Source organism: Bradyrhizobium sp. 21 (assembly GCF_023073335.1).
Taxonomy (GTDB): domain Bacteria; phylum Pseudomonadota; class Alphaproteobacteria; order Rhizobiales; family Xanthobacteraceae; genus Bradyrhizobium.
The window spans coordinates 122,903-148,536 of the sequence record NZ_JADPJG010000002.1 but is presented as its reverse complement, the minus strand read 5'-3'; the positions used below and the strand labels follow the sequence as shown (position 1 = coordinate 148,536).

At 63.9% G+C, this 25,634-nt stretch carries 25 protein-coding genes; 6 read left to right on the top strand and 19 right to left on the bottom strand.

Going from position 1 to position 25,634, the window contains the following annotated elements; all coding sequences use genetic code 11:
* Positions 1 to 25 precede the first annotated feature (25 nt).
* The 4 genes from IVB31_RS00655 to IVB31_RS00640 all read right to left on the bottom strand — a co-directional run bounded on the left by IVB31_RS00655 (position 26) and on the right by IVB31_RS00640 (position 3,195).
* A complete protein-coding gene (locus IVB31_RS00655) occupies positions 26 to 1,219 on the bottom strand; it encodes an efflux RND transporter periplasmic adaptor subunit (protein WP_247317382.1) in 1,194 nt (397 codons plus the stop codon).
* A gap of 1 nt (position 1,220) precedes the next feature.
* Complete coding sequence (locus tag IVB31_RS00650) at positions 1,221 to 1,922, bottom strand: TetR/AcrR family transcriptional regulator (RefSeq protein ID WP_247317380.1); 702 nt, start codon at positions 1,920 to 1,922, stop codon at positions 1,221 to 1,223.
* 131 nt (positions 1,923 to 2,053) lie between these two features.
* Positions 2,054 to 2,644 (bottom strand): thiamine pyrophosphate-dependent enzyme, encoded by a 591-nt coding sequence (locus IVB31_RS00645; RefSeq protein ID WP_247317378.1) that lies wholly within the window; start codon positions 2,642 to 2,644, stop codon positions 2,054 to 2,056.
* Positions 2,641 to 3,195 (bottom strand): phosphonopyruvate decarboxylase, encoded by a 555-nt coding sequence (locus IVB31_RS00640; protein ID WP_247317376.1) that lies wholly within the window; start codon positions 3,193 to 3,195, stop codon positions 2,641 to 2,643. Before IVB31_RS00640 ends, IVB31_RS00645 begins: the two co-directional genes overlap by 4 nt.
* A 107-nt stretch (positions 3,196 to 3,302) precedes the next feature.
* On the opposite strand from IVB31_RS00640, the gene IVB31_RS00635 reads away from it, so the two are divergent.
* Positions 3,303 to 4,523: a cytochrome P450 gene (locus tag IVB31_RS00635; RefSeq protein ID WP_247317374.1), complete on the top strand. Its 1,221-nt coding sequence runs from the start codon at positions 3,303 to 3,305 to the stop codon at positions 4,521 to 4,523.
* 137 nt (positions 4,524 to 4,660) lie between these two features.
* Here the strand turns inward: IVB31_RS00635 and IVB31_RS00630 are convergent, their stop codons facing one another.
* The 9 genes from IVB31_RS00630 to IVB31_RS00590 all read right to left on the bottom strand — a co-directional run bounded on the left by IVB31_RS00630 (position 4,661) and on the right by IVB31_RS00590 (position 14,129).
* Positions 4,661 to 5,524 carry a sugar phosphate isomerase/epimerase family protein gene (locus IVB31_RS00630; RefSeq protein ID WP_247317372.1) on the bottom strand — a complete coding sequence of 288 codons (864 nt, stop codon included), beginning with the start codon at positions 5,522 to 5,524 and terminating at the stop codon, positions 4,661 to 4,663.
* The gene (locus IVB31_RS00625) at positions 5,524 to 6,729 is read right to left on the bottom strand and encodes a dihydrodipicolinate synthase family protein (RefSeq protein ID WP_247317370.1); all 1,206 of its coding nucleotides are present in this window, start codon (positions 6,727 to 6,729) and stop codon (positions 5,524 to 5,526) included. Before IVB31_RS00625 ends, IVB31_RS00630 begins: the two co-directional genes overlap by 1 nt.
* Positions 6,730 to 6,739: 10 nt before the next feature.
* A complete protein-coding gene (locus IVB31_RS00620; RefSeq protein ID WP_247317369.1) occupies positions 6,740 to 7,891 on the bottom strand; it encodes a Gfo/Idh/MocA family oxidoreductase in 1,152 nt (383 codons plus the stop codon).
* Positions 7,888 to 9,285: a hypothetical protein gene (locus IVB31_RS00615; protein WP_247317368.1), complete on the bottom strand. Its 1,398-nt coding sequence runs from the start codon at positions 9,283 to 9,285 to the stop codon at positions 7,888 to 7,890. The genes IVB31_RS00620 and IVB31_RS00615 overlap by 4 nt, the downstream gene beginning before the upstream one ends.
* Before the next feature lie 203 nt (positions 9,286 to 9,488).
* Positions 9,489 to 10,337: an ABC transporter ATP-binding protein gene (locus IVB31_RS00610; protein WP_247317367.1), complete on the bottom strand. Its 849-nt coding sequence runs from the start codon at positions 10,335 to 10,337 to the stop codon at positions 9,489 to 9,491.
* The gene (locus IVB31_RS00605; protein WP_247317365.1) at positions 10,334 to 11,326 is read right to left on the bottom strand and encodes an ABC transporter substrate-binding protein; all 993 of its coding nucleotides are present in this window, start codon (positions 11,324 to 11,326) and stop codon (positions 10,334 to 10,336) included. The genes IVB31_RS00610 and IVB31_RS00605 overlap by 4 nt, the downstream gene beginning before the upstream one ends.
* 62 nt (positions 11,327 to 11,388) lie before the next feature.
* Positions 11,389 to 12,198 carry an ABC transporter permease gene (locus tag IVB31_RS00600; protein WP_247317362.1) on the bottom strand — a complete coding sequence of 270 codons (810 nt, stop codon included), beginning with the start codon at positions 12,196 to 12,198 and terminating at the stop codon, positions 11,389 to 11,391.
* 308 nt (positions 12,199 to 12,506) lie between these two features.
* The gene (locus IVB31_RS00595) at positions 12,507 to 13,244 is read right to left on the bottom strand and encodes a TetR/AcrR family transcriptional regulator (protein ID WP_247317360.1); all 738 of its coding nucleotides are present in this window, start codon (positions 13,242 to 13,244) and stop codon (positions 12,507 to 12,509) included.
* Positions 13,245 to 13,280: 36 nt separating this feature from the next.
* Complete coding sequence (locus IVB31_RS00590; protein WP_247317357.1) at positions 13,281 to 14,129, bottom strand: VOC family protein; 849 nt, start codon at positions 14,127 to 14,129, stop codon at positions 13,281 to 13,283.
* A gap of 210 nt (positions 14,130 to 14,339) precedes the next feature.
* Here IVB31_RS00590 and IVB31_RS00585 point away from each other — a divergent pair, with 210 nt between their 5' ends.
* Positions 14,340 to 15,233, top strand: coding sequence for a sugar kinase (locus IVB31_RS00585; RefSeq protein ID WP_247317354.1), 894 nt, complete (start codon positions 14,340 to 14,342; stop codon positions 15,231 to 15,233).
* Between the two features lie 18 nt (positions 15,234 to 15,251).
* Complete coding sequence (gene rbsK / locus IVB31_RS00580; protein ID WP_247317352.1) at positions 15,252 to 16,169, top strand: ribokinase; 918 nt, start codon at positions 15,252 to 15,254, stop codon at positions 16,167 to 16,169.
* Here rbsK and IVB31_RS00575 read toward each other — a convergent pair whose 3' ends face one another.
* Positions 16,170 to 17,390: an FAD-dependent oxidoreductase gene (locus IVB31_RS00575; protein ID WP_247317349.1), complete on the bottom strand. Its 1,221-nt coding sequence runs from the start codon at positions 17,388 to 17,390 to the stop codon at positions 16,170 to 16,172.
* A gap of 228 nt (positions 17,391 to 17,618) precedes the next feature.
* On the opposite strand from IVB31_RS00575, the gene IVB31_RS00570 reads away from it, so the two are divergent.
* Positions 17,619 to 18,413 carry an enoyl-CoA hydratase/isomerase family protein gene (locus IVB31_RS00570; RefSeq protein ID WP_247317346.1) on the top strand — a complete coding sequence of 265 codons (795 nt, stop codon included), beginning with the start codon at positions 17,619 to 17,621 and terminating at the stop codon, positions 18,411 to 18,413.
* Positions 18,414 to 18,422: 9 nt separating this feature from the next.
* Here the strand turns inward: IVB31_RS00570 and IVB31_RS00565 are convergent, their stop codons facing one another.
* The 4 genes from IVB31_RS00565 to IVB31_RS00550 form a co-directional block, all read right to left on the bottom strand.
* A complete protein-coding gene (locus tag IVB31_RS00565; RefSeq protein WP_247317343.1) occupies positions 18,423 to 19,763 on the bottom strand; it encodes a TRAP transporter large permease in 1,341 nt (446 codons plus the stop codon).
* The gene (locus tag IVB31_RS00560) at positions 19,760 to 20,338 is read right to left on the bottom strand and encodes a TRAP transporter small permease (RefSeq protein ID WP_247317342.1); all 579 of its coding nucleotides are present in this window, start codon (positions 20,336 to 20,338) and stop codon (positions 19,760 to 19,762) included. Before IVB31_RS00560 ends, IVB31_RS00565 begins: the two co-directional genes overlap by 4 nt.
* 175 nt (positions 20,339 to 20,513) lie before the next feature.
* Positions 20,514 to 21,509 carry a TRAP transporter substrate-binding protein gene (locus tag IVB31_RS00555; protein WP_247317339.1) on the bottom strand — a complete coding sequence of 332 codons (996 nt, stop codon included), beginning with the start codon at positions 21,507 to 21,509 and terminating at the stop codon, positions 20,514 to 20,516.
* Positions 21,510 to 21,591: 82 nt separating this feature from the next.
* Complete coding sequence (locus tag IVB31_RS00550; protein ID WP_247317338.1) at positions 21,592 to 23,301, bottom strand: IlvD/Edd family dehydratase; 1,710 nt, start codon at positions 23,299 to 23,301, stop codon at positions 21,592 to 21,594.
* A 172-nt stretch (positions 23,302 to 23,473) separates the two neighbouring features.
* Here IVB31_RS00550 and IVB31_RS00545 point away from each other — a divergent pair, with 172 nt between their 5' ends.
* On the top strand, positions 23,474 to 24,148 hold the full coding sequence (locus tag IVB31_RS00545) for a GntR family transcriptional regulator (RefSeq protein ID WP_247317336.1): 675 nt from the start codon (positions 23,474 to 23,476) through the stop codon (positions 24,146 to 24,148).
* Positions 24,149 to 24,378: 230 nt separating this feature from the next.
* On the opposite strand, the gene IVB31_RS00540 is transcribed toward IVB31_RS00545, so the two are convergent.
* The gene (locus tag IVB31_RS00540) at positions 24,379 to 24,792 is read right to left on the bottom strand and encodes a hypothetical protein (protein WP_247317334.1); all 414 of its coding nucleotides are present in this window, start codon (positions 24,790 to 24,792) and stop codon (positions 24,379 to 24,381) included.
* A 422-nt stretch (positions 24,793 to 25,214) separates the two neighbouring features.
* On the opposite strand from IVB31_RS00540, the gene IVB31_RS00535 reads away from it, so the two are divergent.
* Positions 25,215 to 25,631, top strand: a complete 417-nt coding sequence (locus tag IVB31_RS00535; RefSeq protein ID WP_247317332.1) for a DUF1236 domain-containing protein — start codon at positions 25,215 to 25,217, stop codon at positions 25,629 to 25,631.
* Positions 25,632 to 25,634: the final 3 nt, after the last annotated feature.

Here is a 25,634-nt window from a genome sequence, read left to right as displayed (position 1 = left end):
CCGGATCATGCTGCGACGTGAGCGGTCAGTAGCGGGGCGGCTGCGCCGGGATCTGCGGGGCCGGGTCGGTCGAAATCGACACCGCCGCGCCCGATTGCAGCTTGAGCTGGCCGACGGCGACGACCTTGTCGCCCGGCTTGACGCCCTTGATGATTTCGACGCGACCCTCGACCCGGCTGCCGGTCTGCACGAAGGTGCGCACCGCGGAGAGGCTGGTCTTGCCGTCCTCTCCCTTCTTCTCAGTGATCACGAACACCGAGTCGCCATACAGCGTGTAGTCGACCGCCGTCTCCGGCACGGTGATCACCGCCGGCTTGTCCGGCAGCACCACCGTGGTGGTCACGAACATGCCGGGCTTCAGGATCTTCTCCGGATTGGAGACGGTCGCCTGCACGCGGATGTTGCGGGTGTCGGTCGAGATCTGCGGCTCGATCGTGGTGATCTTGGCGTCGAAAATGCGGCCCGGATAGGCGTCGACCTTCAGGCGAACCGCCTGGCCGACCTTGAGGTTGCCCGAGTCCTTTTCCGTCACGGTGAAGTTGGCCCACAGCTCCGACAGATCGGTCAGCGACACGATGGCCGTGCCGGCGGTGAGATATTGGCCGACCTCGACCTTGCGGACGCCGAGGTCGCCGGAGAACGGTGCGCGCACCAGCTTCTGCGAGATCAGCGCCTCGGTCTTGGCGATGCCCGCCTGCGCCTGGTCGTAGGCGGCCTGCGCGGAATCGACGGTCGCCTGCGGACCGAACTGGCGCGATGCCAGTTGCTTGGCGCGGTCGAGCGACAGCTGCGCGACGGTCGACTGCGCCTTATAGTTGGCGAGGTCGCCCTGATCCGGAGCGTCGAACAGCTGCACCAGCGGCATGCCGGCTTCGACATGCGCGCCCGGCTCGAACTTGATCTCGGTGACGCGGCCATTGACGTCGGCGCTGACGTCGACTTGATGCACGGCGACGAGGCTGCCGACCGCGGTGAGCAGGTTCGGCACCACTTCGGACTTCGCCTCGGCCGCGCTGACTGCTGTCGGCGGCGGCTTGTTGTTGGCGAAGAACTGCTTGATCATCTGGCCGCGGAAATAATTGAACCAGACGAGGCCACCGACGAGCACGCCAAGAAGCGTGCCGACGATGATGAACCACAGCACCGGCCGGACCGGACGCTTGGGAGCCTTGCTGTCGATCGGTTCGCCCGAAATCTTGTGCTCGGTTACGATGTTCATGTCATGCGCTTTCTGCAATCGCCGTCTTGCCCGCACCCGCGGCCTGATCGCGGCCCAAATGCGAAGCAATTGCGGCGTCGTTAAGTCCGATACCCCTCAGGAGAAACTCACAGAGCTGCCGCTCGAGGTCGTCCGCCTTGCCGTAAGCGAGACACGGCGTGGCCGGCAGCCTGGTCAGCGCAGCCGTCATCACGGTGTGATGCGCAAACCAGAACAGGTTGAGCGGATCGCCACTGAATGGCCGCGCGTCCCAAGCGGCCACCGCATGCTCGAGCGAGGCGACGAAGACCGCCCCGATCAGCGTCTCGATCTTGGCATATAGCAAACGGGCGAATTCGCCGTCATCCAGATGGCTCGTGGCCATCAGTCGCAGGCGCTGGGCCTCTTGCTGGTCGGGCCCGTCGGCGATGTGAAGGAAATGCTGGACCATGCCGCGGATCAGTTCGACCAGCGTGGCGGTCGAGGGCTCCCGCTCGAGCAGATCCATGAGCGCCGGATCGGCCTCGCATTCGTCGCTGAGGATTTCGGCGTAAAGCGCGGCCTTGGACGGGAAGTGCTTGAACAGCAGCGCTTCGGAAATGGCAGCGGCGGCCGCCACGCTCTTGGTCGTGGTGCCGGTATAGCCGTGTCGGGCAAAGCAGCGCTTTGCGGCGCCGAGGATCAATTGACGCCTCAGGTCGCTCGTCATACGCAATGAGCTCATGTGAGTGAGTAAGCACTCACCCACGCAAAAGTCAAGCAGAATGCTGCATCGCAACCTAAGTGGGTTGTAGATTCAACAGAAAACGGCCGTGCCTTCTCCCTGGGGGCGGGGCGCGCCCGAGGCGGGTGGAATCAGATTGGCTGGAAGCCGAGATCGCCGCGCATCCGGTTGACGATGTAGGTCCCGTCCCGGGTGGGCAGAATGCGTTCAACGTTGGCGCTGTCGATCTTGATATTGGCGAAGCGCGGCCCGGTGGCGACGTCATGGACCGCCTTCGCAAAGGCCTCGACCTCGGCCATGGTCGTGACAGCCCGGCTGTCCTTGATGCCGCAGGCCCCGGCAACGCCGACGAGGTCGACGGCGGCGGAGGTGTGGCTGGTCTGGCCGCCGGTCTCGCCATAGGCCTCATTGTCGAGCACCGCGATCGAGAGGTTGGACGGCTTTTGCAGGCCGATTGTGGCGAGGCTGCCCATCCCCATCAGCATCTCGCCGTCGCCGGTGATGACCAGCACCGGCAGCCTCGGCTGCGCCAGCGCGAGCCCGAGCCCGATCATCGCAGCGCCGCCCATGCCGCCCCAGAGATAGAAATTGCGGGCATGGTCGCCGGCCGCACAGATGTCGTTGGTGGAGGCGCCGAGGCCGCCGATGGCAACGACGTCCTTGCGGTCCGCGAGCAGCGTGGACACCACCTGACGGCGGTCGAGAAGATTGGCCTTGCTCATTTGGTGAAGACCTTGGCGCCGATCAGGCGCTGCGACAACAGGACAGCGGTCGGGGTGAGCGCGTTGTAGGCCTGGGCGGCGGCGGCCTCCAACACGGCCGGCACGTCGGCTGCGTTCGAGGCCCGCAGCACCTTGACGCCCGAGAGTTCGAACACGCCCTGCGTGGTCGATCCCATCGGCACCTGCCATGGATTGAACTCGCCCCACTCGCCGCGCATGGTCACGAGCGTGAGGAACGGAAAGCGCAGGATCGGGATCAGCGAGAGCATGTTGATGCAATTGCCGACACCGCTCGACTGCATCAGCAAGACACCGCGCTGGCCGCCGGCCCAGGCGCCGGCGAGAAGCGCCACACCCTCCTCCTCCGTCGTCAGCGGAATGCCGCGCATCGTCGGCGACTCCAGCACGCGCTGGATCAGCGTCGCATGGCCGGCATCGGGCACGTAAGGCACTTGGCGAACGTCGAAGCGTTGCAAGGTCGCGAAAATATCGTCGGGCCAACGAGTGCCAGATTCGGTGGCCGTGTCGGCAGCGTCAGCGCGGGCGTGCATTTTCCTGTCCGGTCGGCTTGCAAATCACGGCTCGACTGTAGACGGTGACCCGCGCTGCTCGAAAGAGCGAAAACAGCATATCGGTCTCAACCGGCGAGTATGGCGGCATGAACGCAGATGCGAAAGAACTGGCGGCCAAGTTCGATCTGGAGAAGCTGACGGCGGAATTCTACGACGATCCCTATCCGACCTATCGTGCACTGCGGGAGAACGAGCCGGTCAAGCGCCTGCGCAACGGCACCGTGTTCCTGACCCGCTATGACGATCTCGTCACGACCTACAAGAACACAAAATCGTTCAGCTCGGACAAGAAGCGCGAGTTCGCGCCGAAATACGGCGACACCCCGCTCTACGAGCACCACACCACGAGCCTCGTCTTCAACGATCCGCCGGCGCATACGCGTGTGCGGCGCCTGATCATGGGCGCGCTGTCGCCGCGCGCGATCGCCGGGATGGAGCCTGATATCGTCAAGCTGGTCGACGGCCTGCTCGACGCCATCGCCGCCAAGGGCGCTTGCGAACTGATCGACGACTTTGCAGCGTCGATCCCCATCGAGGTGATCGGCAATCTGCTCGACGTGCCCCACGATGAACGTGAGCCGCTGCGCGACTGGTCGCTGGCGATCCTCGGCGCACTCGAACCCGTGGTGCCGCCTGACGTGGCCGCGCGCGGCAACAAGGCAGTTACGGATTTTCTCACCTATCTCGCAACGCTGGTCGCACGCCGTCGCGAGAGGCCGGGCAATCCCGAGCGCAACGTGCTGACGCGTCTCATACAGGGCGAGGAGAACGGCGAGCGGCTGACCGAGAAGGAGCTGCTGCACAACTGCATCTTCCTGCTCAATGCCGGCCACGAGACCACCACCAACCTGATCGGCAACGGCCTCGTGGCGCTCGACCGGAATCCGGACCAGAAGCGGCGGCTGATCGACAATCCCGACATGATCAAGACCGCCGTCGAAGAGATGCTGCGCTACGAGAGTTCGAACCAACTCGGCAACCGCATGACCACGGAGCGGGTCGAACTCGGCGGCGTCATGCTCGATGCCGGCACATCGATCACGCTGTGCATCGGTGCGGCCAACCGCGATCCGGCGCAGTTTCCGGACGCCGAGCGCTTCGACATCGCGCGCACGCCGAACCGGCATCTCGCCTTCGCCACCGGCGCGCATCAATGCGCCGGCATGGCGCTGGCGCGGCTGGAAGGCGCCATCGCGGTCTCGCGCTTTCTGGCGCGCTTCCCGAACTACACCGTGAGCGGAAAGCCGGTGCGGGGCGGACGGGTACGGTTCCGCGGCTTTTTGAGCGTGCCCTGCACGATCGGCTGAGGGCCTCAAACATAAAAACGCGAAAACAACCCCATGCACAGTAGAAGGTCACCGCCGCGCGATGCGCCGGTGATCCCGCGCAACCATTTGACATCTCAGGCCATCGGCGCCGTTGCGCGCAACAATTCCGAAAAGGCCTAAACCGCCGTCTTGTGCCGCGTGATGCAGGTTTGCAGCACCTCGTCGATGGGTTTGCTCCACCACTCGTTGGAGAAGATTTCGATCTCCGAATAGCCGGCAAAGCCCTGCGCTTCGACCGCTTCGCGCACCGATTTGATGTCGATCACGCCGTCACCCATCATGCCGCGGTCGTTGAGGATGTCTTTTGTCGGCACCAGCCAGTCGCAGACATGGAAGGCGAGCAGGCGGTCTCGGGCGGCGCGCGCGATCTGCCCCAGCAACTCGGGGTCCCACCAGATGTGATAGACGTCGAGCGCGACGCCGAGCAGGCCGGTACGGCTGGGATCGAGCCGGTCGCAGATGTCGAGCGCCTGCTTTGTAGTGTTCACGCAGGCCCGGTCGGCCGCATAGGCCGGATGCAGCGGTTCGATCGCGAGCGGCAGCTTTGCCTGTCTGGCGTAGTCGAGCATCTCGGCGAGAGCTTCCTCGACTTGCCCGCGCGCGGCAACGATGTCCTTGGACGCCTCGCTGCCCGGTCGCGAATATTGCGGCAGGCCGCCGACGACGAGAACGATGCAGGGCGCGCCCAGCGCCTTGGCTTCATCGACGCAGCGGCGGTTGTCGTCACGCACCTCGCCCCGGCGCGACGCATCCGAGGTGAACATGCCACCACGGCAATAGCCCGACAGCTCGAGACCGGCATCGCGCACCGCGCGCGCGGCACGTTCCAGCCCGACGGCCGCGACCTGGTCGCGCCAGGGATCGATGGCGCGGATGCCATGCCTGGCGCAAGCATCAATGATCTCGACCAAATCACCCTGCTTGCGAACTGTCGCCGTGTTGAGCGACAGCCAGCGGTGGTCGGAGGAAAAATCGCGCATCAGGATTCGATTCCGTGCGTTGACAGCACCGCCCTCATCCGCCGCGTCGCCAGCTCCGGATCGGCAAGCAGCCCGGCCTTGTCAGCCAACCGGAACAACTCGGCCAGATGCAGCGTCGAGCGCGTGCTCTCCTGCCCGCCGACCATGGTGAAATGATCCTGGTGGCCGTTGAGATAGGCCATGAACACCACGCCGGTCTTGTAGAACCGCGTCGGCGCCTTGAAGATGTGCCGCGACAGTGGCACCGTCGGCCCAAGCACGTCGTGGAAGCCCGCTTCGTCACCCGCTGCCAGCCGCGACAAGGCGTACGACGCCGCCGGCGCGATCGCGTCAAAAATGCCGAGCAGCGCGTGCGAAAAGCCTTCGCTGTCGCCGGCGATCAGCTCCGCATAATTGAAGTCGTCGCCGGTATACATCTTGATGCGCTTGTCGAGACGACGGCGCATGTCGATCTCGCGCTGCTTGTCGAGCAGCGAGACCTTGACGCCGTCGATCTTGGCCGCGTTGCCGTTGATGACGGTGACGGCCGTGTCCATCGCCTTGTCGAGATCGTTGGTGCCCCAATAGCCCGTCAGCGCCGGATCGAACATGTCGCCGAGCCAGTGGATGATGGCAGGCTCGCGAACCTGCGACAGCACGCGGTCATAGACTTTTGCGTAATCGTCGGCATTGCGGCCCAGCTTCGCCAGCGCGCGCGACGCCATCAAGATGATGCGGCCGCCGACCTTCTCGACAGCCGAGATCTGCTCCTCATAGGCGCGGATCACGTCGTCGAGGCTCTTGGCGTCCTCGACCGCGAGGTGATCGGTGCCGGCACCGGAGAACACCAGCGCGTTGCGGCGCTTGGCGGCTGATACCGAACGCGTGATCAGCTCCAGCGAGGTCGGCCAGTCCAAACCCATGCCGCGCTGCGCGGTGTCCATGGCTTCGGCGACGCCGAGCCCGAGGTCCCAGACGTGCTCGCGGAAGGCGATGGTCTTGTCCCAGTCAACGGCAACCGAAAGCCAGGGATCGTTGTCCGCGAAGGGATCGACCACGGTATGCACCGCCGAGAAGGCGATTCGGTTCAGCGGCCCCTCAAGCTTTGCCGGGAACGTTCGTGAGGCCGCAAGCCGGTAGGTCTCGATCGAGCGATCGGCTTTCGGCAATTTCAACGACAACGACGACATTGAAGGAACAGGTTTGGGCAGGACGGGCTTGTTCATGTGTCCCTCCTCAGGCCTTGATCGGGGCGACGTCGATCCAGCGCCGCTCCTTCCAGCTCTTCAGCGCGCATTCGGCGAGCTGCACGCCCTTGACGCCTTCGAGCAGCGTGAACTTGTAGGGCGCATCCTCGTAGACGTGGCGGATGAACATCTCCCACTGTTCCTTGAAGCCGTTGTCGTAGGTGACGTTGTCCGGCAGCTTCTGCCAGTCGCCGTAGAAATCATGCAGCCGCTTCTCATCGGGATTCCACACCGGCCGGGGCGTCGCCTGCCGCGCCTGAATCATGCAGTCCGACAGGCCGGCGACGGCCGAGCCGAGCGTACCGTCGACCTGGAAGGTGACAAGGTCGTCGCGATAGACGCGCGTCACCCAGGACATGTTGATATGTGCGATGGCGCCGCCCTTGAGCTGGAACGTCGCATAAGCCGAGTCGTCGGCCGTCGCCTTGTACTTCTTGCCCTGCTCGTCATAGCGTTCGGGGATATCGGTGTTGCCGATGCAGCTCACGCTCTCGACCTCGCCGAAGAGGTTGTCGAGCACGTAGCGCCAGTGGCAGACCATGTCCAAAATGATGCCGCCGCCGTCCTCGTCGCGGTAGTTCCAGGACGGCCGCTGCGCTTCCTGCCAGCCGCCTTCGAACACCCAATAGCCGAACTCGCCGCGCACCGAGAGGATGCGGCCGAAGAAACCGGAATCGCGCAGGAAGGCGATCTTCTTCAGGCCGGGCAGGAACAGCTTGTCCTGCACCGTGCCGTGCTTGACGCCCTTGGCATTGGCGAGCTTGACGACCTCGAGCGCCGCCTCGAAGTTCGTCGCGATCGGCTTCTCGCAATAGACGTGCTTGCCTGCATTGATGGCCTGGGTCAGAAGGCCCGGCCGTGCCTGCGTGGTCGCGGCATCGAAGAACATGGTGTCGTTCTTGTCGGCGAGCGCGGCGTCGAGATCGGTGGTCCAGCGCGTGATGTTGTAGCGCCTGGCAAGCGTCTCGACCTTCTCGGCGCTGCGGCCGACCAGGATCGGATCGGGCATCACGCGGTCGCCATTCTTCAAGAGGACGCCGCCCTGCTCGCGGATCGCGACGATCGAGCGGATCAGATGCTGGTTGAGCCCCATGCGGCCGGTGACGCCGTTCATGATGAGGCCGAGGCGTTGGGTGGTCATGCCAATTGCTCCTGAGGTGATTTTGGCTGTTCGAGCAGGGCGAGCGCCGACCAGTCCGGATGGACCGACGTCGCAAAGCCCTTGCTGTGAAGCGATCCCGTCAGGAGATCGCCTTTGTGAATGGAAAGCCGGATGCCTCGCCCGGCATCGGCATAGAGATCGGGATGCGCGGCCGCGAACGCCTGCGCTTCGGCGGCAGGCGTCTCGCCAAAACCGTCGACATAGTGATGGCCGTTGCGCTCGGCGTGGGTGACGCCGATGAACGCGCCGAGCGCGAGATCCTGCTGCACGGCGAGGCCGGCCTGGCAGGTCAGGTCCTCGCCGGTCACGAAGAACTTTTCGCCGCCTGCGCTCCATTTCGCCGCCCGCGTCGCGTTGACGATGGACTTGTACAGGCCCTTGCAGGATTTCGAGGAAATGCCGCGATAGCCGAGCGCGCGCGCCGCCGGGAAGGCGTCATAGGAATCGTCGGCTTCATCGATGATGAAGCCGCGCGCGGCAAGCGAGCCGAGCGGCGCCTGCCGCGTGATGTCGCGCGGCATCGGCTGCTCGACATAAAGCAACCGGGACGTGATCGGTCGCAATGCGGGATCATGGTTGAGCCGGTCGATCAGCGCCTGCAGCGCTGCGAGATCGGCATATTGTTCGTTCGCATCGAGCGTCACCTTGGTGTCACGATCCAGCGCATCGAGCTCCTTGCCGATGCGCGCCAGCCGCGTCGCATCGGCCACGGGGTCACCCGACAGCTTCAGCTTGAAGTATCTTGCACCGGAGTTCTCACGGGCATCGGCAACACCGCCCTCACCTTCCACGGTGTCATCGAGACCGACGGTATGCCTGATAGCCACGCGCGGCAGCGGTTTCCGATCGGCGAGAAACGTCGCAAGATCCGCTTCCGTCAGGTCAGGCGAAAGCCGCGCATCGATGCCGGCAATGTTGCCGGCCATGCCGTCGAAGAAGTTCGTCTCGGCGGCGCGCAGCAGCGCATCGAGGATCGCCTTGTCGATCTCGGCGGGGCCATAAGCCGCAGCAAGCGCTGGAATGTTCTTTTTCGCACACATCGCAACCTGGGCACCGATGCACGAGGCATGCAGATCGAACGCGGTCAGGAATCCCGTCCGCGCCAGATAAAGCCCGCGCGCAATCTGCAGCGATCGGCGCAAGCCATCGACCGTCTGCGTCGGCGATAGCTCCGGTCGCTTGTCGAACCATTTCGGCACCAGAAGCTCGGCGCTGGCACCGACCGCGGTCCCCTTGCCTTCGACCTCGATTTCGACCCGCACGAACAGCTGCGGCGTCGCGTTGATGGTGATCGCGCCGAAGCGGAACGGCCGCGCGAAATGCACGGGACGTTCGAAGAATGCGATGTCTCGCAGCTTCAGGCGGGGTGACATGGTGCTACTTGGCTCCCGAGATGCGGCTCAGGCGGCGGTGCACCTCTCCCGCTTGCGGGAGAGGTCGGCACGAAGTGCCGGGTGAGGGTTTTGTTCTCTGGGGGGTTCTCGCGAGCGGAGATACCCTCTCCCCAACCCTCCCCCGCAGGCGGGGGAGGGAGCGCACCGTTCGTGCGGTTGCGGTCGGAGGACACATCATCGTCCTAATCCAATGCACCCTGCGAAAAGAAATGCTTGCGGATGCGTTGCACGAGCTCGGTGAAGACAGGGTCGGCCATCACATCGAGCGAGCGTGGGCGCGGCAGCGGCACGTCGTAGATCGCGGCGATCGCGCCGGGCCGTTCGGTCATCACCAGCACACGGTCAGCGAGGAACACGGCCTCGGGGATCGAATGCGTGATCAGCAGCACGGTCTTCCTGGTCTCGCGCTGGATCCGCATCAGCTCGACATTCATGCGCTCCCGCGTCAGCGCATCGAGCGCGCCGAACGGCTCGTCCATCAGCATGATCCTGGGATCGTGCACCAGCGCGCGGCAGATCGAGGCGCGCTGCTGCATGCCGCCGGAGAGTTGCCACGGCAGCTTCTTCTCGAAACCCTCCAGCCCGACCAGCTTCAACAGCGCCTTGGCACGGTCGAGATATGTTTGCCGCGGCAGCCGCTTCATGTCGATCGGCAGCATGACGTTGGACAGGATGTTGCGCCAGGGCAGCAACAGCGCGTTCTGGAAGACGATGCCGACATTGCCGTGCGGCTTCGTCACCTTCTCGCCCTCGACCAGGATCTCGCCTGATGTCGGCGGCAGCAATCCCGAGATCAGCTTGAGCAGCGTGGACTTGCCGCAACCGGACGGGCCGACCACGACGAAGAACTCGCCGTCGTTGATGTGGAAATCGAGCGGCCGCAACGACGGCACGTCGCCGTCGCGTGTCCGGTAGGTTTTGGACACGCCGGACAATTTGATGCCTGACGCCTCGCCGGCCGCCCGGTCGCTCACCAGTCTCAGATGCGCGGCCGGCTGCCCGGTTTCACTCGATACTGCGGCTTGTTTCACGAGCCGCTCTTCGGGAGGTAATCGTTGGTGTAGAAGACCTTCGGGTTCTCCTTGGCCTTGGCATCGAGCCCGCCATATTCGACCATCAGGTTGACGGAATCCGTCATATTCTGGTCGGTCACCTGGAACGGCCGCTTGCTCTTGGTCTCCGCGGTTCGGTAGAGCGGAATGGTCAGCTCAAAGCCCTGCGTCAGGGTGTCGATCTTGCCGCCTTTGGGATTGGCATCGAGGATCGATTGTGCCGCCGCCTTCGGCTCCTTCTCGGCTGCTTCGACCGCCTTCGTTGTCGCCGACATGAAGCGGCGGACCAGATCGGCATTGGTTTTCACATAGTCAGCATTGGCGATGATGCCCGAGGAGACCATGTTGATGCCGTAGTCGGCGAACTTGATCGGATAGACGTCCTTGCCGGTGGCGTCCTTGATCTTCATCGACTGGTCCATGACGTAGCCGAGCAGCAGGTCAGCCTGGCCATTGATGACGGCGTTGAGCTTGGTCTGACCATCGCCGGCAACGGTGGTGAAGTCGCTCTCCTTCAGGCCGGTCTTCTTCAGGAACAGCGGCCAGATCTGGGTCATGGAATCGGCCGGCGTGATCGCCACCGTCTTGCCCTTGATGTCCTCGGGCTTCCTGATGTTCTTGTCGACGAAACCCATGGCGGACATCGGGCTGGTCTGGAGCAGCACGCCGGTCGCGACCACAGGCGCGCCCTTGATCGCGGCGCGCATCATGGTGGGGACGTCGACATAGCCAAAATCGGCGGTCTTTGCGGCAACAGCCTGCGTGGTCGCCGCCGAGCCGCGGCCTTCCTGGATTTCGAGGTCGATACCCTCGGCCGCATAGATGCCCTTGGCCTTGCCGTAATAGAACGGCGCATGCTCGCCATAGACGTACCAATTGAGCATCAGCACGACCTTGTCGGCCGCCTGCGCCGGCATCGCCGCAAATACCATCAGCGCCGCAGAGACAGCTCCTATCCACCGCTTCATCGTCACTCTCCCTTGTCGTTGTTGCGTCGGCCGTTGATGGCCGTTCGTTTCTTTAGTGTTGTTCAAGAGGCGAAAATCACGTCCTCGCGCTGGCTGACATGCCAGGGAATGATCAGCTTCTCGATACGGTCAACGATCCAGAACAGGATCACGCCGAGCAGCGCCAAGATCACGAGGGCTGCGAACATCGTCGGCAGGTCGAAGGTTCCGATCGAGCGCTGCATCACATAGCCGATGCCGGAATTGGAGCCGACGAACTCGCCGACGACGGCGCCGACCACGGCGAGCGTCACCGAGACCTTGAGACCGGAGAAGATCGCCGGCAGCGCATGGGGCAGGTTCACCGCACAAAATACCTGGAAGCGGCTGCCCTGCATGGCGCGGGCGAGGTCGACCATGTCGGGGTCGACCGATTTGAAGCCCTGCACGGCCGAGACCACGACGGGGAAAAAGCCGAGCAGGAACGCCGAGATCACCTTTGGAATAATGCCGAAGCCGAACCACACGACGAACAGTGGCGCGATCGCGATCTTCGGCACGGATTGGGAAAACACCAGCAGCGGATAGACGTAGCTCTCCACCGTCTTTGAGCCCGCGATCAGCATCGCGACGGGAATGCCGAACAGCGCCGAGAGCAGGAAGCCGCAGACGGTCGCGTAGGTGGTCGGCCAGGACTGGCGCAGCAGCTCCGGCCATTCCGTGCGCAGCACCGCGACGACGTCGAGGGGCGACGGGATCTGGTAGGCGGGAATCCTGAACAGCCGGATCGCAAGATCCCAGGCCACGACGATGAAGACCAGGAACAGGAACGGCCGAATCCAGGCCGCGTTCAGCATCTTGGACACCGCACTCTGCGGCTTTAGCTCAGCCACGCCTCACTCCCGGTCGTCTTGTTCCTTGCGGGAGAAATTAACCGATTGGATAAATACTGTCCAGAGGTTTTCCTGTGACGTTTTGCGCCGGGGGTTTCGGGCTGGGATTTGAAGACCGTGCCAAATCCCCGGTGTCGTCCTGGCGAACGCCAGGACCCATAGCCACAGGGTGAAGTTTGGCGAAGGCTGGTCGTTCGGGATTGGCACCACGCGCGATCGATGGATCACGCGGTATGGGTCCTGGCGTTCGCCAGGACGACGTTGAGGACGCAGATCGCCTCAAACAACGAGACGAAGCGGCAGCAGCACTAAACCGTCTGCGCCACCGCGGCGCGCGACCTCGGCGCCTTCGTCATGGCTAACAGCGCGGCCGACTGCCCCGTAAGCGCTGCAAGCACCAGGCCGACCATGTGGTCCAGCCGCTCGTCCTTGGCTTTCTTGTCCAGCAGGTCGCGGCCGAAGATCACGCTGAGCGTCGCCGAGTTCGAGAGATAAAAGAAGCAAAGCCCGGCGATCGAGATGTATAGCTGCACCGGATCGACCGCGACCTGGAAGTCGCCGCTGTCGACGCCGCGCCGCACCACGGTGCGGATCATCTCGACGAAGGGCGAGTGCATCGACTTGACCTTGGTCGACCGCTTCAGGTGCTTTGCGCGCGCGAGGTTCTCGGTCTGGAGCAGCGACAGGAATTCCGGGTTGCGCAGGAAATAATTCCAGGTGAACTCGATCAGGCGCCTGATGGCCTCGGGTGGGTCGAGATGTTCGAGGTCGAGCCCGCGCTCCTCGCTGCGGATCTTGTCATAGGCGCCTTCGAGCACCGCCAGATAGAGTTCGTCCTTGTTGCCGACGTGATAGTAGAGCATGCGCTTGTTGGCGCCGGCCTTGACCGCAATGCGGTCGACGCGCGCGCCGGCAAGCCCGTGGGCGGAAAACTCCTGCTTGGCCGCTTCGAGAATGCGCAGCCGCATGCCTTCAGGGTCGCGCTGCCATTTCAGAGTTCGCTTTGCCTTTGCCAAACCGGTTGCTCGCTGGGTGACCGTCGACATCGCGTTTATCATGCACGCGGCGCGCCGCATAGTTCGTCAATCCACCGGCTTCGGCGAGCGCTCCAGCAGCACCGTCTGGATGCCGCAGGTGCCGGTCCTGACCGTCATCACCCGCGTGCCCGGCTTGCGGCCGTTGCGCACTTCGGTGACGTCGAGGCCGGCGGCGATCAGGCGGGCGCGCGTGGCGTCGATATCGGACACCCGCCAGCTCAGGCCCCAGAGACGGTCATGCAGGGAGTCGCCGCCCGCGACGGGACGGCGCACCAATTCGACGACGAGATCGCCGCAGCGGAAGAACATCAGCTGGCCCCAATCCTGGTGCGAACGATCCAGCGCCAGATCGAGCCCGAGCCGCGCGCCGTAGAGCGCGGCGGCGCGCTCTGAGTCCTCGGTGGTGATGACGACGTGGTCGAGCGCGTCGATCGGCGCGATCTCGGTCGCCGGCGAGAGCGGACGCTCGTCAGCCAGTTCGAGGAAGAACAGGCGCACGCCGCGCGTGAGCTCCGTGGCGGCACGCGTGCGCTTCCAATGCAGCACCGCGCCGCTCTCCGCGTCGCAGCTCTCGACCTCGGCGACACCATCCGGCTTGAGCGCCACCCGCTCCAGCCGCCGGTGCATCTTGCCCATGTCGGCGACACGAAAGCACATGCTGGCAAGCACGCCCTCCTGGTCGTCGAGCAGCGCGCGCATCCGGTCGGCGGTCACGCTGAAGCCGTTCGGCGCCATCAACTCGATCGTCATGTTCTGGAGGGTGAACAGCACCCGGTCGGCACCCTCGCCCGAATTCTGCCAGGCCGGCGCGCGCCCCAATAGGGTCTGATAAGCCGCCTTGGCCGCACCGATATCCCTGACCAGAGCGACGACGTGATCGAGGCCGGTGATCATATTCCCCCCCTTTGATCGGCCCGGAACCATGGGCCGAAACACGGCATTTGCCCGGGCTTGGCATGACGCTGTCATGGTCGTATTCCGGCACCATGCCGACCTCAAGCGCTTCGGACGGCAGTTTTGCGAATAATTTCAGCGGCCTCTCACCGGAACCGGTGCTACAGTAAGCGCGCCGGCCGGGACCACAAAGCGCATCACGGACAAGCAATGCAGGCTCTCTTTATCGGACAGACCTATATCGACGTCGTCTTCATTACCGACCACATGCCAACCGGCGACGAGAAGCACGTGGCCTCCGACTACGCGGTTTCCTTCGGCGGCAATGCGGTGACGGCGGCGTTTTGTTGCGCCAAGCTCGGCATCGTGCCCGACCTGATCGCCACGGCGGCCAATGACTGGCTGGGGCGCATGTTCCAGGACATGTGCGCGAAATACGCGATCTCCCTGCACGGGCGGAAGGTGAACCAGTCCTCGCTCTCCTTCATCATGCCCAAGGACGGCAAGCGCGCCATCGTCCGCTGCCGCGACGACGAGCACATCCATCCGTTCCCGATGCTCAACCTCGGCGGCTGCCGGGTGCTGCACATCGACGGCCATCAGCCGGATGCCGCGATCCACTATGCCAAGGTGTGCCGCGAGGCCGGCATTTTGACCTCGCTCGACGGCGGTGGCCTGCGCACCAATACCCATGAGCTGCTCGAATTCATCGACGTCGCCATCGTTGCCGAGCGCCTGTGCGAGCAGATGGACCTGACGCCGGAGAAGATGCTCGACTATCTCAAGAGCCGCGGCTGCAAGATCGGCGGCATCACCATGGGCGAGAAGGGCCTGCTTTGGTACAATGAAACAGGTACGGTCGAGACAATGCCGGCGATGCCGATCCCGCGCGAGCGCGTGATCGACACCAACGGTGCCGGCGACGTCTTCCACGGCGCCTATGTCTATTCCTACCTCGCCCATCCCGGCAAAAGCTGGCGCGAGCACTTCGATTTTGCCCGCGCTGCCTCGACTTTCAAGATCCAGCGCCTCGGCAACGAGGCCGGCCTGCCGACCCTCGTCGACATCGCCAAGGTCAGGCACGAGTTCGAGGTCAAGGTGTAGGCTTCGCTGGGGTTTCCGATGGGGCGCGTCTTCGTCGCCGGCAGCATCAACATGGATGTGGTGGCGACGGCCGATCGCCACCCCAAGGTCGGCGAGACCGTGGCCGGCCGGCAGGTACTGTATTTTCCCGGCGGCAAAGGCGCGAACCAGGCGGTCGCGGCATCACGTCTTGGCGCGAGCACCACGCTGATCGGGCGGCTGGGGACAGATTCCTTCGGCGCCGAGCTGAAGGCCTTTCTCGGCGCGCAGGGCATTGACCTCGGCCACGTCGTGCAAATGACCGAGGCGCATACCGGCACCGCCATCATCACGGTGGCGGAGGCCGACAACACCATCGTCGTCATTCCCGGCAGCAATGCGCTGGTCAGCGCCGACGATGTCGCGGAAATTGCGCTGGCAAAGGGCGATGTCGCGGTCAGCCAGTTCGAGATCCCGTTGCCGACGATTGCAGCATTCTTTGCGCGAGCGCGTGAGGCTGGCGCGACCACGCTGCTCAACCCGGCGCCGGCGCAAAACATGTCCGGCGAGTTGCTCGCATTCGTCGACATCCTCGTGCTGAACGAGACCGAGCTCGGCTTCCTCGCCGGCGCGGAGTTGTCTGAGAGTGACGAAGCTGCGCGGATCATCGACGTGGCGCGAAAACTTCAGGCGCGCGAGGACCAGACCATCTGCGTCACACTCGGCAAGCGCGGCGTGCTGGCGCTCGCCGGACGCGAGGAGATTTCGGTGCCCGGCCGCGCGGTGCAGGCGGTCGACACTACAGGCGCGGGCGATTGTTTTGTGGGCGCGCTCGCGGCGCAATTGGCCGAAGGCGGAGCGTTGCGCGCCGCCCTCGCCTTCGCCAACGCCGCCGCCTCGATCTCCGTGCAGCGCATGGGCGCGGGGCCGTCGATGCCGACGGCGGCGGAAGTCGCCGCCGTTCTCAATGCGAACTGATCACGCCAGCGCGCTCTTCAGGTCAAAATTTTCATCGGCGGCCTGCTCCGGCGTGATCGAGCGGTCCATGCCGAACAGGCGGCGGCCGAACATATGGTCGCCGGCGCGGTTGATGGACTCGATGCCGAGCAGCTTGTCGCCCTTGTAGCAGAACGCCGAGAACGCCTTGTTCGTAATGCTCCCCCGCAGCACGACACGGTCGTAGCCAGTGGTGAGGCCTGCGATCTGGAGCTTGTCCTCGCCCTGGTCGCTCCAGAACCAGGGATGGCTGTCATAGGGCTTCCGGTCGCCGGTCAGCCGCGCCGCGAGGCAGCGGGCGTGATCGGTGGCGTTCTGCACCGATTCCAGCCGCTGTGATCCGCCGAAGCGCGGGCTTGCGAACAACGCGCAATCGCCGATCGCGGAAATATCGGGATCGGCCGTCGCAAGATATTCGTCGACGATGATGCCGGCGGCGACCGGCAGCCCCGCCTCGGCCGCGAGCTCGATATTCGGCAGCACGCCGACGCCGACCACGACGAGATCGGCGGGCAAATGCCGTCCGTCGCTCAAGGAGACGCCGGTGACCTTACCTCTCTCCACCTCGATCGAGGTTGCCTGCACACCGAGATGAATGCGGATGCCGGCCTCGCGATGACGCTGCTGGAAATAATCGGAGACCTCCGCCGTTACCGCGCGCGCCATCACGCGCGGGGCGAGCTCGAGCACGTCCACCTCCAGCCCCTTGATGCGGGCAGTGGCCGCGAATTCGAGGCCGATGAAGCCGGCGCCGATCACCACCACCCGCGTCTTCGAGGGGATGATCTGTCGCAGCGCATCGCTTTCGTCGAGGATGCGCAGATATTTCACGTCGGGCAGATTGGCGTTGGGCAGGTCGAGCAGCCGGTTGCGGGCGCCTGTCGCCAGCGCGAGGTGGCCATAGGGCAGCGTCTCGCCCGACGCGAGCAGCACCTTGCGCCCCGCGCGGTCGATCGACACGACGCGGCCGGCGATCAGCTCGATGGTCTGGTCCTGGTAGAATTTCTCCGGCCGGAACATCAGGCTCTCCGGCCCGGCCGAGCCCTTGATATAGGCCTTGGACAAAGGCGGCCGCTGATACGGCAGATGCGCTTCGTCATTGATGAGGCAGATGCGCCCTGAAAATCCCGCCTGGCGCAGGGACGCCGCGACCTGGTAGCCGCCATGGCCGGCCCCGACAATGATGACCGGACCGTCGGTCATTGGAACAGCCCACTTCCGGAGGCACGAGCGTGACCCATGTCGTCTCCTCTCTCGCTGATTTTGATTTGCTGGCCTTACGAGGAGCCGGCGCTCGTGTCCGTCCCTTGGCAAAGGCAGGCCCATTTGAGCCCATCATTCCGTGATGCGCAAGGGCGGTCCGCGGGGATTGTCACCCCTCGCCTTCTGCGATTTAGTTGCAGCAGCGACCTCATGCCGGGGATTTTCAAGATGCCAGCTCCAATCTCCCAACCCAACGACCCCGCTCTGCTGCGGATCGACGGCCCGATCGCGACCATCACGCTCAACCGTCCCGCCGCGTTCAACGCGATCAATCTGGCGATTGCGCAAAAGCTCGAGCAGCTCGCGGCCTACATCGAAAGCGCTGATGACATCAAAGTCGTGCTGATCGAGGGCGAAGGCCGCGCCTTCTCGGCCGGCGGCGATCTGCAGACCATCGGCGCTGCGGCCGAGGCCAATACTGTGACGCCCGTCGTCGGCGAACTGTTGAAGCACTACCACGCGTTCATCGAGATCATCCGGCGCATGCCGAAAATCTCGCTGTCGAGCGTCCACGGCTCGGCCGCCGGCGCCGGCATGGGCCTCGCCTTCGTCACCGATCTCTGCATCGCCGCGGAAGATGCCAGATTCACGCCGGCCTACGCCAAGATCGGCGTCTCGCCGGACGGCGGCTCGACGGTCGGCATCGTCAACACGGTCGGCTCCCGCCGCGCGCTCCAGATCTTCCTGGCCGAGGACAATTTTACCGCGCAGCAGGCTTATGAATGGGGCCTGGTCGCCAAGATCGTCCCCGCGGCGGAGTTGAAAGCCGCGACGCGGCAACTCGCAGAGCGCCTCGCACAAAACCCGCCAGCCGCGATCGCGGGAACAAAATCGCTGGTCTACCAGGCCGCCACGACGTCGGTGAAGCAGCAGCTCGACGCCGAGGAGCACAAGATCATCATGGCGATGAACACCGACGAATTCCGCGCCGCCGTGAAGAAATTCACGAGCAAGGGGAAGTGAGCGCAGCGCTCACTTGGGACAGATGTAGCCGGTCCCCGCCGGCGATTTGAAGCAGCCGACCGATTCCGGCAGCACATGTTGCGGCAGCCACAGCACGACGCTGGGGAAGTAGATCGCGAACGCGATGGTGGCGAAGAAGACGACATAGATGGGCAGCGCCGCGCGCAGCGCCTTGGCAAAACTGACGCCGACGAATTTCGACGCCATCAGCAGCACAAGTCCATAGGGTGGCGTGATCAGCCCAAAGGCAAGCGTCGCGATCAGCACCACGCCCATATGGACGCCGTTGATGTCGCCCGCTTCCGTCAGTGTGTTGACGAGCGGCATGAAGATGATGATGGTCGGCACCGGCTCGATGAAGTCGCCGACCACGGTGAACAGCAGCACCATCAGGAGCATGATCAGATGCGGGTCGTTGCCGGCGATCGAGGTGATCATCTCGGCGATGTAGCTTGCACCGCGCAGATAAGCGAGCATCCAGCCGAAAGCGTTGGCAGCGCCGATCGTGATCAGCGGCAGCGAGAAGATCAGGCCGGCGAGGCAGAAATCGTAGGGGATCTTCCTGAAGTGTCCGCGGTTGAGCGCGGGGATCACGACGACGACGATCCAGACCACCGCGACGACGCCGGCTTCCGTCGGCGTGAACCAGCCGGTCAGGATGCCCCCTAACAGGATCACCGGGATCATCAGCGGCAGCGCGGCATCGCCGGCCGCGAACACCACCTGCCGCAGCGGGGCGCGCGGCTTGCGCAAACCCGACGGGCCGAAGAAATAGCAGTAGATCATCAGACCGAAGCCGATCATCAGGCCCGGCACGACACCCGCCATGAACAGGCCGGCGATCGAGACGTTGCCGACGGCGCCGTAGACCACCGCTGTGATGCTCGGCGGCACCAGCGCTGCGATGGTCGAGGCGGATGCGATGATGGCGGCGATGAAGGCGGGCTCGTAGCCTTCGCGCTTCATCGGGCCGCCCAGCGCGCGGCTCATCACGGCGACGTCGGCGGTGGTCGAGCCCGACATCTCCGAGAAGAACATGCTGAAGACGACCACGACCTGCGACAGCCCGCCCCTGATGTGCCCGACCAGCGACACCGACAGGTTGGCGATCCGCACCACCACGTTCGCCGAGCTCATGAGCTCGCCGACCAGGAGGAAGAACGGGATCGCCAGCAGCGCCTCGGAATCGACGCCGTCAAAGATCTTTTGGATGATCGCGGCGAGCGACACGTCCGACAGGATCGCGCCGATGAAAACGCCGGCCATCAGCGAGAACGGCACGGGCACGCCGAGATAGCCGAAGGACAGGAAGCAGATCGTCATCAGCGTCAGGACGATGGGTGCGCTCACGGCTGCGCCCTCATCTGTGCGTCGGTCACGACCGGCACTGCATCCTCGTCGGGCGGCTCGGGATGGTCAAAGCCGTTGCGCAGGCCATTGACGAGCTGCTCGATGGTGAAGAGGCCGATCAGCACGCCGGACAACGGGATGATCGCGTAGAGCGAGGCGATCGGCGTGCCCGACGGCAGGCGAAAACTGCCGAAACCGCGAAGATAGTTCTGATAGCCGTACCAGATCAGGCAGAAGGCAACGCCGAGGACGACGAGGCGGATGATGATTTCGACGACGATCCGCGGCGTGCCGTGCATCGCCTCGGAGATCGCGGTGAGATAAAGGTGATCGTTGCGGCGCGTTGCGGCTGCCGTGCCGACGAAGATCGCATAGATGAACAGCGTCGAGGTGACCTCCTGGAGCCACAGCCAGGGATGGCCGATGGTGCGGGTGACGATGTCGGCGGTGACCGACAGCGAGAAGCCGAAGCAGAGCACGCCGCAGAGGATCATGAGCGCAAGCTCGAGCCAGTCGAGCCTGCGCCACTTCAGGTGACGTTGCCGTTGCACCAGCAGTTTGTCGGCGATGGCCATTGTTGCTCTCGGCTGCGGGTTGGCTACACCTCTCCCGCTTGCGGGAGAGGTCGCGGAGCGAAGCGACGCGGGTGAGGGTTCTTTCCTCGGGGGAAGTATCCCATTGCGGTGATACCCCTCTCCCCGACCCTCTCCCGCAGGCGGGAGAGGGGGCGCACCGTCATCCGGAATCGCGTTAATTAATCGACCGGATCAGATCCTTGATCTTCTCGGCATGCGGGCCGAGATCCTTGGCGAGCTTGTCGAGATAGGGATCGGCGATCGCCGTAAAACTCTTCTTGTCGACGTTGTCGACGATCTTGACACCCATCTTCTTCAGCTTCTCGGCGGCGGTGCGTTCGAGGTCGAAGGCCTTCTGCGGCTCCTTGGAGCTGACCTCGTTCCCCGCCGCCCGCACCCACCCCTTCTGCTCTGCCGAGAGGCTCTGCCAGAGCTTGTCGGAGATGAACACCAGCGCGTTGTTGGCCTCGTGCTCGGTGATGTTCAGGACAGGGGCGACCTCGTAGTGCTTGTTGACGAGATAGACGTTGATGCTGTTCTCGGCGACGTCAACGACGCCGGTTTGCAAGCTCGTGTAGACGCTGCCGAACGGCATGTGCACGGTCTGGGCGCCATAGGCCGGGAACATGGTGTCCTCGGTGGCGGTCGCCTGCACGCGGATCTTCAGGCCCTTGATGTCGCCGACATTGTGGATCTCCCGCTTCGAGTACATGTGGCGCACGCCTTGCGAGCCCGTCGCGATCACATGCAAGCCCTGCGTGGTCTCGTCGATCATAGTCTTGAGCGCGTCGAACACTTTTGGATCGGCCAGACCCTTGACCACGTGGTTCTCGTCGCGGAATAGGAAGTGCAACGACATCACGCCCGCCTGCGGCGAAATGGTCGCGGTGTTCGCCGAGGAGATAATCGCAAATTCGACGTCGCCCGCTTTCACGAGCTGGAGCACCTGCGGCTCCTGCCCGAGCTGCGCGCCCGGATATTGATCGATGATCATGGTGCCTTTGCTCAATTCCTTGAGCTTGTCGGCAAACAGGTCGCCTGCGATGGAATAGCCGGTGTTGCGCGGCTGGTCGTAGGCAAAGCGATAATGCTTCACCTCCTGCGCGCCGGCCCCGGTGACGAAAAGAACGGCGGCAATGGCCACCAACCCACGCATGGATCGTGCAATCATCGTTTCCCCCTGTTTTATCGCCCGCCGCTTGTGCGGTCTGAGCGCTCGTTCGGGTGGTTGATCACCCCTTCTCCGTCTGCTTCTAAGTCGTCTTGCCAGTTCTCTGCATGAAATCGAAGTCGCAGCCCTCGTCGGCCTGCATGATGGTCTCGTTGAACAGCCAGGCGTAGCCGCGTCGCGCTTCGTCCGGCGCAGCCACCGGCTTCAACGCGGCGCGTCGACGTTCCAGCTCAGCGGGATCGACCAGCAGCTCGATGCTGCGTTTTGCAACGTCGAGCCGGATCATGTCGCCATTCTTCACCAGCGCCAGCGGCCCGCCGACGGCGGATTCCGGCGTAATGTGGAGAACGATGGTGCCGAACGCCGTGCCACTCATGCGCGCATCGGATATGCGCACCATGTCCTTGGTGCCGCCGCGCGCGAGTTTCTTGGGGATCGGCAGATAGCCCGCCTCGGGCATGCCCGGCGCGCCCTTGGGGCCGGCATTGCGCAGCACCAGCACGTCGTCGGCGGTGACGTCGAGATCGGGATCATCGACCCGCAACGTCATGTCCTCGACGGATTCGAACACCACCGCCCGGCCCGTATGCTGCAACAGCTTCGGGCTCGCGGCGGATTGCTTGATGACCGCACCGCGCGGCGCGAGATTGCCGTGCAGGACAGCAAGGCCGCCTTCCTTCTTGATCGGATTGCTGCGGGGACGGATCGCGTCCTGGCCGGGCACGTCTTCTGCATTGGCGACGACATCGCGCAGGCTCTGGCCCATGATCGTCTTCGCGTCGAGATCGACGAGGTCGCCAAGCTGCGCCAGCAGTTTCGGCACGCCGCCGGCGTGGTGGAAATGCTCCATATAGTGCTCGCCCGACGGCTTGAGATCGACCAGCACCGGCACCTCGCGGCCGATCTGGTCGAATACCCCGAGGTCGAGCCGGTGCGGCGAACGGTGCGCCATCGCGGTGAGATGGATCAGGCCGTTGGTCGAGCCGCCGATCGCCTGGAGCACGACCTGCGCGTTCTTGAACGAGGCCGGCGTCAGCAACTCGCTCGGCTTCGGCCCCTTGGTCTTGGCCATCTCGGCGGCAACCCTGCCGCTGGCTTCGGCGAGGCGAAAGCGTTCGGCATGCGGCGCCGGGATCGTCGCGCTCATCGGCAGCGACAGGCCCATGGCCTCGATCATGCAGGCCATGGTCGACGCCGTGCCCATCACCATGCAGGTGCCGACGGAGGGCGCAAGGCGGCCGTTCACCGCCTCGATCTCGACGTCGTCGATCTCGCCGGCGCGATACTTTCCCCACAGCCGCCGGCAATCGGTGCAGGCACCAAGCACCTCGCCCTTGTGATGGCCGACCACCATAGGCCCGACCGGAATGACGACGGTCGGCAAATCGGCGCTGATCGCGGCCATCACCTGCGCAGGCAAGGTCTTGTCGCAGCCGCCGATCACGATCACCGAATCCATCGGCTGGGCCCGGATCATCTCTTCTGTGTCCATCGCCATGAGATTGCGCAGATACATCGAGGTCGGATGCGCAAAGCTTTCGGCGATCGAGATGGTGGGGAACACGAACGGCATCGCGCCCGACAGCATCACGCCGCGCTTGGCGGCCTCGATGATCTGCGGGACGTTGCCGTGGCAGGGATTGTAATCGCTATAAGTGTTGGTGATGCCGACGATCGGGCGCTCCAGCGCATCGTCGGAATAGCCCATGGCCTTGATGAATGCCTTGCGCAGGAACAGCGAGAAGCCGGCATCGCCATAGCTCGTCAGCCCTTTGCGCAAGCCACTCGTCATCATGCCACTCCATTCACCCGGCTATTGTCGTACAGCCTACCCCCCGATTGTCAATAAGATAGGTGGCTACGTTGACAAATCTGGACTACCGCGCTGTCAAACGATCAAATTATTGACAATCGCCAACTTCCCTGCTCCACAGGATGCACCCAGGCGCCGGGAGGCAGAGGGCATGTCCGACATTCGCACCGCTGAGGCACTGCCGGTCCGGCGCGACGATCCGGACGACGTTGTCGCGCGACTGGAAGAGGACATCATCTTCGGGCGCCTGCCCCCGGGGGCGCGCCTCACCGAAGACGCGCTGATGTCGGCCTATGGCACCTCCAGGCACTTCGTGCGCCAGGCGCTGGTCGATGCCGAGCGCCGCGGCATCGTCCGCCGCGAGAAGAACGTCGGCGCCACCGTGCGGTTCTACTCGGCTGACGAGGTCCGGCAGATCTACGAGGTCCGGGAGATGCTGACGCGGCAGGCCGCGCTGATGATCCCCCTGCCCGCGCCACACAGCCTGACTGACGAGCTGACCGTGCTGCAACGGCAATATTGCGCGAAGGCGGATGTGCAGGATTTGCGCGGCATCCACGAGGCCAACGACGCCTTCCATGTCACGCTGTTTGCGGCCTGCGGAAACCCGTATCTGGTGCGCTCGCTCCAGGACTACATGAACCTGACGCTGCCGATGCGTGCGAAGAACCTCGCCGACCGCGACGGGCTGGCGCAGTCGCGGCGCCAGCACGAGTTGATGATCGAGCTTCTGAAGGGCCGCGACAGCTGGGCCCTGGCGCAGCTTTGCGTGGATCACATGCAATTCAGCAAGAAGGATTATCTGGCGCGGATTGCGGGCGAATAGGACACGTTCCTCTTTCTGACGGACTTCTTAGAAATTGGCTTTTTCGTGCCTGGGTCAGCAGAGGAGCGGTATCGCATGATTACGAACCCTACCACTTATTCCAGTGATCCGACTTGTGTCACCATCGAACTCGTTGCTGCAGAGCGTATCGCCTGGAAATAGTCACCGATCAGATCCGGCTCCAGCCCGGCCTGCTTGGCCATGGCGGGCTGCACGTCGTCCTCGAATATTCAGTACCGTCTCAGCAGGCCGCGCTCCACGCTGGTATCGCCATAGTCGGCACACGCTCCTTTCGGCTCGTCGATCAAATGCGCCCGGACTCGCCTGAACGTCTTGCTGGCCGCCTCGGACACCTCGCTGCGGAATTTGCCGGGATCATAGCTCTCACCATCGCGGACCTTTATCGCCGCGGAAAAGGCGTCGATCATCGCCATCGCCGCATCAGGGCTGCCGAGAAGCCGGGCGCCGAGTTGAACGCTGCCGGCACCGTCGACCTCGTACCCGTCGCATCGCTGTTCGAGCACTGCGGATGCGGTGACGAGCTGGTCGAGGAAGGTTGTTTCGGCGTCGCTGAGTGTCGCGGCTCGCGCCGGTCCTGACACGATCATCGCGAGCATCGCAACGGCTGGCAGTTTGATCTTCATTGTCGTGGCTCTCGCCGGCGCCGTTGAACCGCGGTCAAGGCAGCTGCTGAATTACGATCGCACAAATCTAGAGCCAGACGACGTCCTGAGCCGCGTTGATCTAAATCAATGGGCAGCGACGGTCGGCCTACGGCGTCGAGAGCGGTATCAAGATTGTTTTTCAAGCCGTCGAAATCATGCAGAACCAGAACACGATCTGGATGCGATGAATGTCGATGGGTCCTGGAGCGTCTCGCTTTGCGAGATCGCGACAGCCTGGCTGATCTTTCGTTATCAACCGTGGGACCCTGTTCGCCCCAAAAGGCTACCGGCGGTCACCAACCGGTATCGTGAACGGATTCCGCAGCATTTCCGAAATCTGAAGGAACCTATTGCTCCCTTGGTATTTGTCTACTCACTAATCCCACACCTTAGGAGCTATCATGATTGGCCGTTTTGTCGGAGCCGCCGCTATTGCTGTCGCGGTCCTACTTCCCTTAGCGGCCCAAGCCCAGGGTGTCCCGGGAGGCGTCGAGCGGGGTGCGCGGGATGGTGAGCGAGCAGCAGGCCCGGTCGGAGCAGTTGTCGGTGGAGTGGTCGGCGGCGTCGTTGGCGGCGTAGCAGGGGTCCTTGGTGTCGACCAGCGTCCTCACTTTCACTCCTACGTCGTCGAGCAGAGGCGCCCGTCGTACCAATATCGCGAAGATGTAAGAGTTGGAGCTGTGCTTCCCGAAGAGGGGGTTAGCTACTACGAGGTGCCGCCCGAGTATGGCGCCCGCGAGTATCGTTACACGGTGGTGAATGGTCGCACAGTACTCGTCGAACCAAGAACACGCCGGATCGTCGAGATTGTCGAATAACAA